This is a genomic window from Candidatus Chloroploca mongolica (assembly GCF_004762035.2).
Lineage (GTDB): Bacteria > Chloroflexota > Chloroflexia > Chloroflexales > Chloroflexaceae > Chloroploca > Chloroploca mongolica.
In genome coordinates this window covers 1-13,229 of the sequence record NZ_SIJK02000066.1, presented here as the reverse complement: position 1 = coordinate 13,229, position 13,229 = coordinate 1, and the positions used below count along the sequence as shown (strand labels likewise).

At 56.2% G+C, this 13,229-nt stretch carries 14 protein-coding genes; 7 read left to right on the top strand and 7 right to left on the bottom strand.

All coding sequences use genetic code 11. The annotated features are described in order from the left end of the window. Positions 1 to 51: 51 nt before the first annotated feature. The 4 genes from corA to EYB53_RS21840 all read right to left on the bottom strand — a co-directional run bounded on the left by corA (position 52) and on the right by EYB53_RS21840 (position 3,636). The gene (corA, locus tag EYB53_RS21855; protein WP_254151182.1) at positions 52 to 1,092 is read right to left on the bottom strand and encodes a magnesium/cobalt transporter CorA; all 1,041 of its coding nucleotides are present in this window, start codon (positions 1,090 to 1,092) and stop codon (positions 52 to 54) included. Between the two features lie 51 nt (positions 1,093 to 1,143). After that, positions 1,144 to 2,136: a lysylphosphatidylglycerol synthase transmembrane domain-containing protein gene (locus tag EYB53_RS21850; RefSeq protein ID WP_135481060.1), complete on the bottom strand. Its 993-nt coding sequence runs from the start codon at positions 2,134 to 2,136 to the stop codon at positions 1,144 to 1,146. 131 nt (positions 2,137 to 2,267) lie between these two features. Further along, positions 2,268 to 3,083 carry an NADPH-dependent oxidoreductase gene (locus EYB53_RS21845; RefSeq protein ID WP_135481058.1) on the bottom strand — a complete coding sequence of 272 codons (816 nt, stop codon included), beginning with the start codon at positions 3,081 to 3,083 and terminating at the stop codon, positions 2,268 to 2,270. 181 nt (positions 3,084 to 3,264) lie between these two features. Then, entirely contained in the window at positions 3,265 to 3,636 is a 372-nt protein-coding gene (locus EYB53_RS21840; RefSeq protein ID WP_135481056.1) for a cupredoxin domain-containing protein, read from the bottom strand. 167 nt (positions 3,637 to 3,803) lie between these two features. Here EYB53_RS21840 and mbhE point away from each other — a divergent pair, with 167 nt between their 5' ends. Genes mbhE through mnhG form a run of 7 tightly spaced genes read left to right on the top strand, consistent with a single transcriptional unit; the run spans position 3,804 to position 9,829 of the window. Then, positions 3,804 to 6,272: a hydrogen gas-evolving membrane-bound hydrogenase subunit E gene (gene mbhE, locus EYB53_RS21835; protein WP_135481054.1), complete on the top strand. Its 2,469-nt coding sequence runs from the start codon at positions 3,804 to 3,806 to the stop codon at positions 6,270 to 6,272. Positions 6,273 to 6,300: 28 nt separating this feature from the next. Continuing rightward, positions 6,301 to 6,753 (top strand): Na+/H+ antiporter subunit B, encoded by a 453-nt coding sequence (locus tag EYB53_RS21830; RefSeq protein ID WP_135481052.1) that lies wholly within the window; start codon positions 6,301 to 6,303, stop codon positions 6,751 to 6,753. Positions 6,754 to 6,776: 23 nt separating this feature from the next. Beyond that, positions 6,777 to 7,127 carry a sodium:proton antiporter gene (locus EYB53_RS21825; RefSeq protein WP_135481050.1) on the top strand — a complete coding sequence of 117 codons (351 nt, stop codon included), beginning with the start codon at positions 6,777 to 6,779 and terminating at the stop codon, positions 7,125 to 7,127. A 17-nt stretch (positions 7,128 to 7,144) separates the two neighbouring features. Continuing rightward, a complete protein-coding gene (locus tag EYB53_RS21820; RefSeq protein ID WP_135481047.1) occupies positions 7,145 to 8,662 on the top strand; it encodes a proton-conducting transporter transmembrane domain-containing protein in 1,518 nt (505 codons plus the stop codon). A 26-nt stretch (positions 8,663 to 8,688) separates the two neighbouring features. Next, a complete protein-coding gene (locus EYB53_RS21815; RefSeq protein ID WP_135481045.1) occupies positions 8,689 to 9,198 on the top strand; it encodes a Na+/H+ antiporter subunit E in 510 nt (169 codons plus the stop codon). A gap of 11 nt (positions 9,199 to 9,209) precedes the next feature. Beyond that, positions 9,210 to 9,479 (top strand): MrpF/PhaF family protein, encoded by a 270-nt coding sequence (locus EYB53_RS21810; protein ID WP_135481043.1) that lies wholly within the window; start codon positions 9,210 to 9,212, stop codon positions 9,477 to 9,479. Further along, positions 9,479 to 9,829 carry a monovalent cation/H(+) antiporter subunit G gene (mnhG, locus tag EYB53_RS21805; RefSeq protein ID WP_135481041.1) on the top strand — a complete coding sequence of 117 codons (351 nt, stop codon included), beginning with the start codon at positions 9,479 to 9,481 and terminating at the stop codon, positions 9,827 to 9,829. The genes EYB53_RS21810 and mnhG overlap by 1 nt, the downstream gene beginning before the upstream one ends. 72 nt (positions 9,830 to 9,901) lie before the next feature. On the opposite strand, the gene lgt is transcribed toward mnhG, so the two are convergent. The 3 genes from lgt to EYB53_RS21790 are packed head-to-tail and all read right to left on the bottom strand — an operon-like array spanning position 9,902 to position 12,953. Further along, positions 9,902 to 10,750 carry a prolipoprotein diacylglyceryl transferase gene (gene lgt, locus EYB53_RS21800; RefSeq protein WP_135481038.1) on the bottom strand — a complete coding sequence of 283 codons (849 nt, stop codon included), beginning with the start codon at positions 10,748 to 10,750 and terminating at the stop codon, positions 9,902 to 9,904. A gap of 8 nt (positions 10,751 to 10,758) precedes the next feature. Beyond that, positions 10,759 to 11,553: a phosphoribosylformylglycinamidine synthase I gene (gene purQ / locus EYB53_RS21795; protein WP_135481036.1), complete on the bottom strand. Its 795-nt coding sequence runs from the start codon at positions 11,551 to 11,553 to the stop codon at positions 10,759 to 10,761. Positions 11,554 to 11,555: 2 nt separating this feature from the next. Then, positions 11,556 to 12,953 (bottom strand): protein kinase domain-containing protein, encoded by a 1,398-nt coding sequence (locus EYB53_RS21790; protein WP_135481033.1) that lies wholly within the window; start codon positions 12,951 to 12,953, stop codon positions 11,556 to 11,558. Between the last annotated feature and the right edge of the window lie 276 nt (positions 12,954 to 13,229).

The following is a 13,229-nucleotide window of genomic DNA, read 5'->3' as shown; positions in this document are numbered from 1 at the left end:
CAGAGAGCCTACAGTTTGCTAGCACCTGTCGTTATACGACAGGTGCTAAAATTATAACCATTTACGCGAGCGAAAAAAGATCAAAAGTCCTGATCCAGTAACAATCATCAAGGCGAGTGCCCAGACATAGCCGAACCGCCATTGCAGCTCGGGCATGTAGGCAAAGTTCATGCCATAGATGCCTGCGATGAGGGCGGCTGACATCAGGATAATCGAGGTGATGGTGAGGACTTTGACAATCTGGTTGAGTTGATTTGATTGAACCGAGAGAAAAGCATCAAGCGCACTGGAGAGTAGCTCACGGTAGGTGTCAATGCTATCGGTGATGCGGACGATATGATCGTAGATGTCCTGGAGATAGATAACGGACGTTCGTTCGAAGATGGGTACGTCGCGGCGGATCAAGATATTGAGGAGATCGCGTTGTGGTGCGACAATGCGACGGACATGGAGCAATTCGCGCTTGAGGGCGAAGATATCTCGCACAACGTTTTCGCTGAAACGGGCAAAGATTTGTTCTTCGATTGTTTCGATGCGTTCGGCTAGTTCATCAATCACGGGGAAATAGTCATCTACCATCGCATCAAGCAGTTCGTACAAGATGCCGCCACCGCCGTGGTTGAACTGCTGTTCGTTGTGCTGCCAACGGGCAAGCGTCTGGTCAAGCACCGCCATCGTACCTGCATGGATGCTGACGATATAGTTTGAACCGACGAACAGATTGAGCGCCTGCGTGACGAGCCGTGCGTGTTCGGGGTCGTAGCCGATCGCATAAAAGACCAGAAAATAATAGTGCTCGTACGCATCGAGTTTTGGCCGTTCGTGGTGGCGCGTCGCATCCTCGATGGTGAGCGGATGGAAGAGAAATTCTTCGCGCAAGAGCTGGATATCTGTTTCTTCCGGGTTTTGCATATCAACCCAGATGAATACATCGGGCTCCATCAGCAAATCGCTAATCGCATGCAAATCTTCTACTGGCGTTATCTGTCCATTGCGCTGACAGAGTATCATCCGACGCGGCTGTGACAGATCGGGCAACGCCGCTCGTTCGATCCTATCGGTCATATCATCCGCAAGTGACCGGGTTGTCATCGCGAGACCCTCCAACGATGGCGGCTATGCTATGCTGATCCACGGGCAAAGCTATTTGGTACTCCGCACCAGCAACACCACGCCCCCGATCAGACTGATCAGCAACCGGATGCTAAAGACCGTGAAGGCCAGCGCAAGCGCCGTCGCATCGGGTACCCCTGCTTGCCGTAAATAGAGGGTAAAGACGAGATCACGTGCGCCAACATTGTTGAAAAAGATCGGTACCATGCCAATAATATCGGTCAAGGGCACCATCGACAGATAGATCAACCATGCTGCCTCAATGCCGAGGGCGCGACCTGCAATGACGTGCATGCCGATCCAGAGGGCATGTACCAGCAGTGAGAGCCCGAGCACGGCAAGCAGGGTACCCTTGGCATCACGGTACTCATCAAGCGCCTGCGCAATCGTGCTCAAGGGTTGGCGTACCCGCTCGGGCAGCCAGTGTCCAAAGCGCCGCAGCAGCCACGGTGCGGCTAATGCCCCACCGGTTGCGACCAGTGCAATCAGCGCAAAGCCTGCGGTTGCTGTGATCAGCACTGGTTCCGTGACGGGATGGCTTGCAACAAGCGCACTTGCCCCAACGAGCAGTGCCCCGAGCGCAATCAAACTCAGCGCCAAAAAACCCGTCAAGCGCTCCATAAAAACTGAAGCGCTCGCCTGGGCATAACTCCCACTCCGCCGTCCCAGCGCCACGACCCTCATCGCATCGCCCCCAACCGAGGTTGGAAGGAAATTATTGGCAAACAGGCCGAGAAAAGAGGTCGCAAGCAACCAGCGATAGGGCTGAGGCCGCTGGTTGGCCTGCAACAACAACGACCACTTCCAGCTACTGAGCGCAATGCCCCCCAGTTGGACAACGATCGCTAGTAGCAATAGGCGCCAATCCGCCTGTTGCCACTGAGCCCAGATCATCCGTGGATCAGCCCGCCAGACCAGATACCCCAGGAGTCCGCCACTCACGGCAAGGCGCAAGAGCAGCCAAAGCGAAGAGCGTAACGAGTGACCACTCCCGGTTTGCAAACGTAAATCTCCGGATCGCATAAGCTCACGTAGAGCCGCCAAAGCACGAAGCGTTAGTATGCCTGACGTCAGAAACTTTGCGCCTTTGCGCCTTTGCGTCAAAACACCATCAGAAACTTTGCGCCTTTGCGCCTTTGCGTCAAAAGTTGATTTTAGATCAACTCAAAGCCAAGTTTTTGCAGCGCCTCACGCAGCCGATGGCGTCCTGCCAGGCTCTCGGGGCCAGCGACCCGGCGGGCCGAATGCTCAACCCAATCACCCTCCACCTTCATCTGCTGCTCGGCGTAAAACGCGGCCATCGTCGCACTGTACGCACTGATTTGAGTATCCTGATCGGCCTGATACTGCTCATGATGAAGCACGGCCTCGAGGGGCAGACGTGGTTTCACCGCAGCGGGCCGTTCGGGATCAGGGTAGCCAACGGCCATCCCAAAGACCGCGAACGTACGTGGTGGTAACCCGAGTTCAGCCGCGACCTCTTCCGGCTTATTGCGCATCGCCCCGACATAGACCATGCCAAGGCCAAGGCTTTCGGCAGCAACAGCGGCATTCTGCGCGGCAATGGCCGCATCAACCGACCCCATCAAAAAGGTTTCGAGATAATCAAGGGCCTGATGCGCCATCCCACGGGCCTCGGCGGCGCGGGCCACGCGGCCCAGATCGGTCAGCCAGACCAGAAAGAGCGGAGCACGTGCAATGAACCCCTGCTTGCCGCCAAGCTCAGCGAGCCGTGCTTTGCGCTCGGGATCAGTCACTGCGATCACACTCCACGATTGCAGGTTCGACCCCGTCGACGCTGACTGTGCGGCGGCAATCATCACCTCAAGTGCCCCCTCGGGCACCGGTTCGTTGCTATACGCACGCACCGAACGATGTCCCAACAAAACATCTACCGTTTCGTTCCAGAGTTCGGCTGGCAACGCCAGGTCACTGCCATAGCGTGCCGTGGTTGCTTCACTAACTCCCATGGTTGCATACTCCTCATCCGACGAATTCTTCTGCTGCGCAGTATACCATAGGGCTGTTGCCCTCAAAACCCATCCCAAACCTAACTGCTTGCGCTCCCAGGCCGCACAACTCCTACGTCTTTCCAGCGAACTGGAGTAGAAACCAGCCAGCTACGCTGGCTGGTTTCTACTCCAAGTCATCCTATGGCGCTGGCCGCACAACCAGCACCCCCTCCTCGGGATGGCCTGGCACAGAACAAGCAAAGCGAAACCTTCCAGCCTGATTAATTGGAAAGGTCATAATCGCATCAACCCCTACCTCAGCCGCAACAATGCGCGTGCCGGTTGGCAACTCAACCATCAGGGCGTGGGCAATGGTATCGCGGTTGCGAAAACGGATGGAAACAATCTCACCGACATACGCCTCGATCTCGGCTGGTTCGTAGCCTGAAGAAGTTACCGTCAATTCAATCAGCCGTTCGGGTGGCAGGGCTTGACCGCAACCAGCGAGAACAATCAGGAGAAGCAGACCGATGACGACCAGACGGAAACGGTTTACAGAGACACGAAACATAGCGCAACCTCATCATAGCTTGCAAGAATACCGAAAAAGTGTAGTACAATACTTCACAAGATCCCCTTTTGACAAAAAATAGTGCTCAAGCAGACCAAACTCCTAGCGGGAGTGCAGCGGAGCGAAGGGTCGGCCCGTGTATGATTGTGAATGCATAGAGGATCATCATGCTATTGTGGATTGTACTGTTTGCGTTGGTCACATCGCCGCTTGGCCTGCTCGGTCGGCGGACGCCGCGTCCACTGATTGGATGGGGGCTGGCGGTGCTCCCGTTGAGCCTCTTTGTGCTGCTTGCCTTGCAGATTCCCTTGATCGCCAGTGGCGGTCGCCTTGACGAAGCGGTACCCTGGGTGCCAGCGATGGGGCTTGAGTTGCGCTTTAGCCTGGACGGGTTGGGCATGCTCTTTGCCCTGATTATTACGGGTATTGGTACGCTCATCGTGGGGTATGCCGGGGCCTATATGGCGAATGATGCCGGTCTGGGGCGTTTCCTCGTCTACATGTTCCTCTTTATGGGGGCGATGCTCGGCGTGGTGCTCGCTGGCAATATCCTGACGATGTTTGTCTTTTGGGAATTGACCTCGATCACGTCGTATCTGTTGATCGGGTACAAACATGACTACCCCGATGCCCGGCGCGGTGCTCAGCAATCGCTCTTGATTACCGGCATTGGCGGGCTTGCGCTGTTGCTCGGTCTGCTGATCCTCGCTGCGGCAGCCCAGCAGGTTGGGGTGTCCGTCGCCGATTCCTATCGCTTTGATGCGCTGATTGCCGCTGGTGAACAGATCCGTCAGACGGCACTCTATGCGCCAGCCGTCGCGTTGATCTTTCTTGGCTGTTTCACGAAATCGGCCCAGTTCCCGTTTCATTTCTGGTTGCCCGGCGCGATGCAGGCACCAACCCCTGCCAGTGCGTTCCTCCACTCGGCCACCATGGTCAAGGCGGGGATCTACCTGCTGGCGCGCCTCTCGCCTGGTCTTGGTGAGACGCTGCTCTGGAATGGGACGCTGGTGGCCGTTGGTGGCTTTACCTTTGTCTTTGGTTCGATTGTCGCCTTCCGTCAGTATGATATCAAGGCGCTGCTTGCCTACACGACCCTCAGTATGCTGGGCGGGTTGGTGATGATGATCGGGCTTGGTGGCAAATATGGTGCCGAGGCACTGGTGACAGGTATTCTCGCTCACGCGCTCTATAAGTCTTCGCTCTTTATGGTGGCGGGTATTATTGACCACGAAGCTGGAACCCGTGATCTCAATAAGCTTGGGGCACTGCGGCGTTATATGCCGATCACGATGGTTGTGACGGCGATCGCGTTGCTGTCGCAGATGGGTATTCCGATTCTGATGGGCTTTGTCTCCAAAGAGTGGATGCTCAAAGCTGCCCTTGAGAGTTCGTTGCCTGCACCGTGGCCTCTGGTGGCGCTTGTTGCGATTGTGATTGGTGCCGTTGGCTATATTATCGCTGCATGGCGGCTCTTTCGCAATGCGTTTCTTGGTGAACCTTCGCCTACGGTGCAGAAGCATCATCTGGTCGATCCGAAATGGTCAATGCTCTTGAGCCCCGCTGTGCCGTCGGCGCTCTCGCTGATCCTGCCGCTCGGGTTGCTGCCTGCCGTCAGTTCGTTGCTGAGCCCGGCAGCCTCGGCGGTCTATGGTGCTCCCTTTACCTTTGAACTCTACCTCTATCGCGGGGTCAATACGGCGTTGCTCATTAGCCTTGGGGTAATTGCGGTTGGGGCGCTGTTTGCAACCCAGCAGCAGCGTCTGGCTGCCCAGAAGATCATTGCCTCAATCAATGGGGCCGTGGTCTTCGATAAACTGATTGAAGGCTTGCTGGCCTTTGCTACAGGCATGACGCGGATGATCCAGTCGGGGCGTCTGCGTACCTACCTGCTCTACGTCGTGCTGGTCTTTATGCTCTTTGTCGGGACGCCTTTTGTGGCCTATGGCCTTGATGATATTCGTTTTGTCCTTGATGAAAATCTGCGCTTCTATGAGGTGGTGGTAACCGCCTTGATTCCGATCGCAGTGATTGCCACGATTGCGGCAAGCTCGCGCCTAGGGGCGATTATTGCGCTTGGGGTGGCCGGGGCAATGGTTGCCCTGATCTTTGTGCTCTTTAGTGCGCCTGACCTGGCCCTCACTCAGTTGCTGATCGAGGTGCTCTCGACGGTCTTTTTGCTCTTTGTCTTTTCGGTCTTGCCCTCTCGCTTTGCTAGTTTGTCACCCGCGTGGGTGCGTTGGCGTGATGCGTTCATTGCGACGGTGTTTGGGGTGATGATGGCGATGCTGGTGCTTGCTGCGTCATCAAATACTGACTTCCCGTCACTGGCACCCTGGTTCCTCGCCAATAGCCTCAGCGAAGGCAAAGGTGCCAATGTCGTCAATGTGATCCTGGTCGATTTCCGTGGTTTTGATACCCTCGGTGAGATCACGGTGCTCTTTATTGCGGTTCTTGGTATTTATGGGTTGTTACGCTTCCGACGCGTGAAGCCGGATGTGCGTGCTTCGGGACGTGATGCGCAGACGATTATGCCCGGCGAGGACACGCTCCTTGCTGGCAATGGGGCCAGTGCTGCCGGTGAGCATCAGGTCAGTGCTGGGGTTGAACCGAGTGCTGTCCGCGCTAAACGCTAAATCCTTAGCATAGAGGAGGACGCAAACGATGTATGAGTCCGTGATTTTGCGTACGGTCGCCCGCGTGATGATGCCGTTGCTCTTGCTTCTGTCGGTCTTTATGTTGCTGCGTGGCCATAATTTGCCTGGTGGGGGTTTTATTGGTGGTTTGCTCGCTTCCGCAGCCATTATTATGCAGATTATTGCCTTTGGGCCGACGTTTGCGCGCAAGGTGATTCGCGTTGGCTACCTGAATATGGCCGCTTTTGGCGTCTTTTTTGGGGCGCTCTGGGGCCTTCCCGCGCTCTTTTTCAATCTGCCCTATATGGATGCTTTCTGGATTAATGATCCGATTCCTGGCATTGGTAAGATTGGAACCCCGGTTCTCTTTGATGTCGGGGTCTTTTTGGCTGTCATTGGCGTGACAACCCGCGTTGCACTCTTGCTCGCTGAAGAACCTGAACTCTTTCCAATGTATGTCCAGGCTGAAACTGAAGAGTAGTCAGAACAAGAAGAGGCATCTCGATGAGTATTTTGCTTCCCATAGCGATCGGCTCCCTCTTTGCCGGCGCAGTCTATTTGCTCTTACGCCGGAGTGTGGTCAAGCTCTTCCTGGGCCTGACCCTCTTGAGCCACGGCGTTAATCTGTTGATTTTTAGCATGGGTGATGGCCTCCGCCGTGGGGTGCCACCGATTACCGCCGCTGATGGCTCGACGCTACCAGGGACGACCGATCCACTTGTGCAGGCTCTGATCCTGACGGCGATTGTGATCAGTTTTGGCATTCTGGCTTTTATCCTCGCCCTCGCCTATCGGGCGAATCAGGCTGTTAATACCGATGATCTTGATGATATGGTGACAACGGATCGACTGTAACTACGGAATTTTGATCTATGGCAAATCACCTGTTTCTTCCAATTGTTTCATTGATGATCGGGGCCGCGCTGGCGGTGCTCTTTGGTCGCCAGCGCTGGGTTGCCCGGGGCATTGTGGTCGGCAGTGTGCTCTTTCACCTGGTCTATAGCCTCCGCTTGCTCTGGGTCGTGGCTGAGCACGGTCGCCAGGTGAGTCAGGCGGGTGGCTGGCTGGCCCCTTTTGGCATTACGTTCGTCGCCGATGGTGCGACGGCGATTATGCTCGCGGTGGCCTCGCTTTTGACGCTGATGACGGTGTTGTATAGTTTTGCCTCCCTCGACGAGGGTTACGAGCGCTATTTTTACTATCCGTTGGTCTTGCTCCTTTTGCTGGGGGTCAGTGGTGCCTTTATGACCGGCGATCTCTTTAACCTCTATGTCTGGTTTGAGGTGCTGCTGCTTGCGTCGTTTGGCCTCATTACGCTTGGTGGTACCCGCGCCCAGCTCGAAGGTGGCCTCAAGTATGTGGTCCTGAATCTGATGGGCAGCATTGCCTTCCTGATTGGGTGCGGTCTGGTCTATGGGGTTGTCGGTACCCTCAATATGGCCCATATTGCTGAACGAATGCAGACGATCCAGCAGCCAGGGATTATGACGGCGATTGCTTGTATCTTTCTCTTTGCTTTTGGCAGCAAGGCCGCCATCTTGCCGCTCTTCTTCTGGCTGCCGACCAGTTACCATACGCCTCCTGTGGCAGTGACCGCGATTTTCAGTGGCTTGCTCACCAAGGTTGGCGCGTATTCGCTCTATCGGGTCTTTGGCACGGTGATGCAGAATGAGTTGCTCCATCTCGCGCCCTGGATTCTGACGATTGCCTGGCTCACGATGCTCGTCGGGGTCTTTGGGGCAATGGCGCAGATGAATGTGCGCCGGATCCTCAGTTTCCATATTGTGAGCCAGATTGGCTATTCGGTGATGGGCCTTGGCCTTGCGAGTTCGCTCGGTCTCGCCGCTGGTCTGCTCTTTACCGCCCACGTGATGATTGTCAAAACGTCGCTCTTCTTCATTGGTGGCGCCGCCGAGCAGATCTATGGTACCGGTGATATCAAAAAGATGGGCGGTCTTGCCCGTCGTGAGCCTGTGCTCGCGATCTTCTGGTTCCTTGGCATTATCTCGCTCGCTGGCCTGCCTCCCATGAGTGGCTTCTTTGGCAAGCTTGCCCTCTTGCAGGCTGGTGTGACCCAGGGGGCCTGGCTCGTAACCGGTGTGGCAACCCTGACCGGAATTCTCACGCTCTTCTCGATGCTCAAGATCTGGAATGAGGTCTTCTGGAAAAAATCCTATGCCGATATAAGCAAATTGCCCAGGGTCTCGCTTGGTTTGTTGCTGCCCGGGGCCTTGCTCGTCGTCATCAGTCTCGCCCTCGGTCTTGGGGCCAGTGTGCTGGTTGATTATACGAGCCTTGCCGGTGGGCAACTCTTTGATCAGGCCGGCTATATTCAGAGTGTCTGTGGCCTTGATGGCTGTGAGGCTGTCTTTCAGGCGGCGATCAGGTGATCCTGCGCTAGTGTTGGAGGCGAATCGTGCTGGTATTGAATTTTGTCTTTGCGCTGATCTGGATGGCTCTCAAAGAGGAGTTTAGCTTTATCGACTTCATTGTTGGCTTTGGCCTCGGCTTTGCCATCATTGCTCTCTCGCAGAAGGTGCTGCAAGATCAGATTATTCGGACATCTCAACTCCGCGTTGAGGATAGCTATACCAGCTATCCCGAGCGTACGATGAAGACGTTTAGCCTGATGGTCTTTATGTTCTGGAGCATCATCAAGGCGAATATTGACGTTGCCCGCATTATTATTCGCCCGCGTCTTGATATTCAACCGGGGATTCTCGCGATCCCGCTTGATGTCCAGAGCGAGATTGGCATCACGCTGCTCTCGAATCTGATTACGCTCACCCCCGGTACGGTGACGCTCGATATTTCGCATGACCGTAAGACGCTCTACGTCCATGTTATGGATATCAAGGATCCCGATGCGGCTCGGAAAGAGATTAAAGAGGATTTCGAACGTCGGGTGATGGATATCTTTCCCTAAGGAGGTGAAGCATGCCCCTCTTTGAGACTATTATTGCGGTCTTGATGGCGATTACGTCGATCTCGCTGGTGATGACGACAATTCGTCTTTTGATCGGGCCGACCATTCCCGATCGGGCCGCCTCATTTGATCTGGTGATGAGCCATGTGGCCGCGCTCGTTGCGCTCTATGTGATTTTTGTGCGCCAGGAAATTCTGATTGATGCTTTGATTGTTATCGCGATCCTCGGTTTCCTCGGTACGGTTGCCGTTGCTCGCTATATTGAGGAGGGACGTAGCTAATGACCATTCTTGAGATGCTAACGGTCTTTTTTGCTACGGTCGGGGTTGCTTTTATGTTGCTCGCCTCTTTTGGTGTGCTGCGTCTGCCTGACCTCTATACACGTGTCCACGCAGTTGGCAAAGCTGGTACCCTCGGGGTGATCGGGGTGCTACTTGGGGTTGGTTTTTATTATGGCAGTCTGCTGGTGCTCGCCAAGATGCTGGCGCTGATTGGCTTTTTCCTCTTGACCTCACCCGTTGCTGCGCATATGGTTGATCGGGCGGCCTATCTGACGAAGGTCAAGGCTATGCCAAGCAATGCCCCCGATGAACTTGCCGGTCGTTATGATGAGCAGCGACGTTTATCGTAGGGACGCAGTCCCAGTTGCAGTGCGCGAAAAAAGCCAGCGTAGCTGGCTTTTTTCGTGCATCGCAAGCCTCTTTCACGCTCTTCGCGACGGTCGCCGCCAGTGGTTGATCAGCAACCCGACGACGCCCGCACTCATCAGCACCAGGCTGACAACCTGCGCTGTGCGCAATGGCCCGAGATAGAGGCTGTCAAGCCGCAATCCTTCGATCCAGAAGCGTCCCGCCGAGTAAAAGATGGCGTAGATGAAGAAGAGATCGCCCGGGCGTAACCGGCGCTGCTTGGGAGGTGCGCCATGGCCCAGTTGCCGATCAAGCAACAACAATAGCCCGACCCCGATGAAATTCCAGACTGACTCGTAGAGGAACGTCGCGTGAAAAACCGTGTCGAGCGGGTATTCTTGCAGGTTGGTGTAGGGTGGTAGGCGTCGGTCAGCGTCAATGCGCACCCCAAACGGCAAATCCGTCGGTCGCCCGTACGCCTCCTGGTTAAAGAAGTTGCCCCACCGCCCAATGGCTTGCCCGAGCAGAAAGCCGGGTACACAAATATCCAACCACTCCCAGAAGGGTAGGCGGTTCCAGCGCGTGTAGATCAAGACCGAGAGCACTGCGCCGATCAAGCCGCCATGAATCGCCAACCCGCCCGTCGTCAGGTTCAGCACACTCCACGGATTCGGCGCGAAGCGTTCCCACTCAAAGATGACATAATAGATGCGCGCTCCGGCGATACCCATGATCAACCCGAGCATCAACTGGTTCCAGACATGATCGGGATCATAGCCACGGGCTACCGCCCGACGTGATGCCAGGTAGGCCCCGAGCAGCGCCCCACCCATAATCAATACGCCATACCAGCGTACCGCGATGGGCAGACCAAAGAGCGTAAAATAAAAGAGAAAAGGATCGTCAGGCGGATAGAGTATCATAACCTTGTCTATAAAGCTGCGGCGTAGCGTACCGCATTGCGAAAGAGGAGCAAGCCGTCACCTTCGTCGCGGGCTTCTTCACGGGTCCAGCGTGGATGTTGCTGTGGCAAGACGGCATTTTCGGGATGCGGCATCAGGCCGAGCACATTGCCCTGCGCATTGCAAAGCCCAGCGATATGGCCGACCGAGCCATTCGGATTTGCGGGATAGCTGATGGCTTGATCATCGCCTATTGCTGTCGTGTAGCGCAACGCAATCAACCCCTGGGCTTCAAGCAGCGCCAGCGTAGCCTCGTCGCGCAGGGCGATCCGGCCCTCACCGTGGGCGACAGGAACTTCGATAGGACGCGTGAGATCGCGAGCAAACGGGCACCGTGTCCCAGGGTTGGCCTCAAGCGTCACCCAACGACACTCAAACCGTTCCGAGGCATTGTCGGTCAAGGTGACCGCCGGCGCACAGTCAGGTTCAGCAAGGCATCCTGGCAACAAGCCCGCCTTGACGAGCACCTGAAAACCATTGCAGATCCCGATCACGGGGCGGCCATCCTCAACAAAACGGTGCAAGGCTTCACCAAGCCGATGCACCAGATCAATGGCGAGCAGCCGACCGGCCCCCAGATGATCACCATACGAAAACCCACCAGGGATCAGCAACATGCCATAATCGGCGAGACGAACAGCCCCCCCGGCCAACTGGTTAATATGAATTCGCTCAGGGGTTGCACCCGCCAATTCACAGGCAAGCGCCGCGTCGCGATCACGGTTGATGCCAGGGGCGCGCAGGATCAAAGCTCGGACATGCATAGTTAACTCCAGCGGAACTCGATCTCAACTTCACCAATCTTGATCCGATCACCCTGACGCAACCGATGCGGAATGCGTGGTGTGATCAAAGTGCCATTGACCAGGGTGCCATTGGTACTCCCCAGATCAGTGACCGCATAAAAATCACCATCGCGCCGGATCGTGGCGTGGTGGCGTGAGGCAATGCCACGGTCATGCTCGGCGAGATCAATTTCAGGATAATGATTCTGGCGTGGGTCACGCCGCCCGATCTGCATCGGGGTCGTGCCGAGTTTCAGTTCCCAGGTGCGATGGGGCGACCTGACAACCAGGCGTGCCGTTGGCGGCGGTGCGAGGGGTGTCCCGCAGGTGGCACAAAAACGTGCGCGAGGCTTATTCAATCGTCCACAACTCGGGCAGGCGGTGGTGGTTGCCGTGTCAAAGACCGGGGCGGGTTGTGGTTTTGGGTTCGCCACCGGCGAGATCGGCTGCGGTGCTGGTCGTGGAGGCACCGCGGGCGCAGTTTGTGGCGCTGGCGGGGGCGTGGGTGGTGCAGGACGAACCCGCTGCGTCGGATCAACAAAAGGCCCATCGAGGCACTGCAAGAGCGCCTGCTCGAACTCGACACAACTCGCAAAACGGTTCTCGGGCTGCAAAGCCATTGCCTTGATCACCACTGCCTCGGTGCGCTCGTCCACCGAAGGATTCAGCTTACGGAGCGAACCCGGCAGAGGGCTCTGCAGGGGTACGGGCGGCAGGTTCGTCAACAGATGCAACATGGTTGCCCCCAGCGCATAGACATCGCTGCGCGCATCGGTTTGACCACGCCCATACTGTTCGGGTGGCGCATAGCCTGCCGATCCCATTGCAACCGTATCCTTCTTTTTGCCCTGCTTGTGGGTTCGCGCCACCCCAAAATCAATCAACTTGAGCACGCCCTCGGGCGTCAACATCACATTCGAGGGCTTCAAATCACGATAAATGATTGGCGGCGTCTGGTGGTGAAGATAGGCCAGAACCCGGCAAAGCTGGATACCAAAGCCAATGACGTCACGCCTGAGCAGCGGGGCATTCGCATCGCGGATGCGTTTCTCGAGCGTCTGCCCGGGGACAAACTCCATCACCATCGTCGGGCGTCCCGCGTGATCAAAGAGTTCGAGCACCATAGGCAAAGCCGGATGCTGGAGCGATTTCAGCAACAGCGCCTCACGCTCAAACAACTGGCGATTATCCGCCATCTCTTCGGGCGAAGGTTCCCCCTGCGGGCGCATCTCCTTGAGTGCCCAGATGGTGCCATCGCTCGCACGCGTCACGCGATAGACGACCCCCATCCCGCCACGACCAATCGTATGGAGGATCGTATAGCGATCAATACCACCCTGTACCACCGTGTTTGGGGCAAGCTGATCCAGTGTTATCAAAGCTCTCGTCCCGGGCATAGACTGACAATGGGCAACTCCGCGGGCATTATACCATGCCCCTTCTCCCGGTGAGGGGGTTTAGGGCCAATACCTTGCAAAGAAGCTCACGCGAAGGGTTTGCTCACCTACGCGAAAACCTTTGCGCCTTTGCGTCAAAACAACCGCCTTCTTTGCAAGATACTGATTTTAGGGCCGCAAAGGGTTGCCGTCACGGTGGAGGCGCGATTGCATCTTCCGTGTATGCACCCCGCCAAGGCACCCGCAAGGGCACCCGCA

Bases quoted from the DNA above. Each gene is read 5' to 3' on its own strand.
- corA (WP_254151182.1), bottom strand. From the start codon at position 1,092: ATGACAACCCGGTCACTTGCGGATGATATGACCGATAGGATCGAACGA.
- EYB53_RS21850 (WP_135481060.1), bottom strand. From the start codon at position 2,136: ATGCGATCCGGAGATTTACGTTTGCAAACCGGGAGTGGTCACTCGTTA.
- EYB53_RS21845 (WP_135481058.1), bottom strand. From the start codon at position 3,083: ATGGGAGTTAGTGAAGCAACCACGGCACGCTATGGCAGTGACCTGGCG.
- EYB53_RS21840 (WP_135481056.1), bottom strand. From the start codon at position 3,636: ATGTTTCGTGTCTCTGTAAACCGTTTCCGTCTGGTCGTCATCGGTCTG.
- mbhE (WP_135481054.1), top strand. From the start codon at position 3,804: ATGCTATTGTGGATTGTACTGTTTGCGTTGGTCACATCGCCGCTTGGC.
- EYB53_RS21830 (WP_135481052.1), top strand. From the start codon at position 6,301: ATGTATGAGTCCGTGATTTTGCGTACGGTCGCCCGCGTGATGATGCCG.
- EYB53_RS21825 (WP_135481050.1), top strand. From the start codon at position 6,777: ATGAGTATTTTGCTTCCCATAGCGATCGGCTCCCTCTTTGCCGGCGCA.
- EYB53_RS21820 (WP_135481047.1), top strand. From the start codon at position 7,145: ATGGCAAATCACCTGTTTCTTCCAATTGTTTCATTGATGATCGGGGCC.
- EYB53_RS21810 (WP_135481043.1), top strand. From the start codon at position 9,210: ATGCCCCTCTTTGAGACTATTATTGCGGTCTTGATGGCGATTACGTCG.
- mnhG (WP_135481041.1), top strand. From the start codon at position 9,479: ATGACCATTCTTGAGATGCTAACGGTCTTTTTTGCTACGGTCGGGGTT.
- lgt (WP_135481038.1), bottom strand. From the start codon at position 10,750: ATGATACTCTATCCGCCTGACGATCCTTTTCTCTTTTATTTTACGCTC.
- purQ (WP_135481036.1), bottom strand. From the start codon at position 11,553: ATGCATGTCCGAGCTTTGATCCTGCGCGCCCCTGGCATCAACCGTGAT.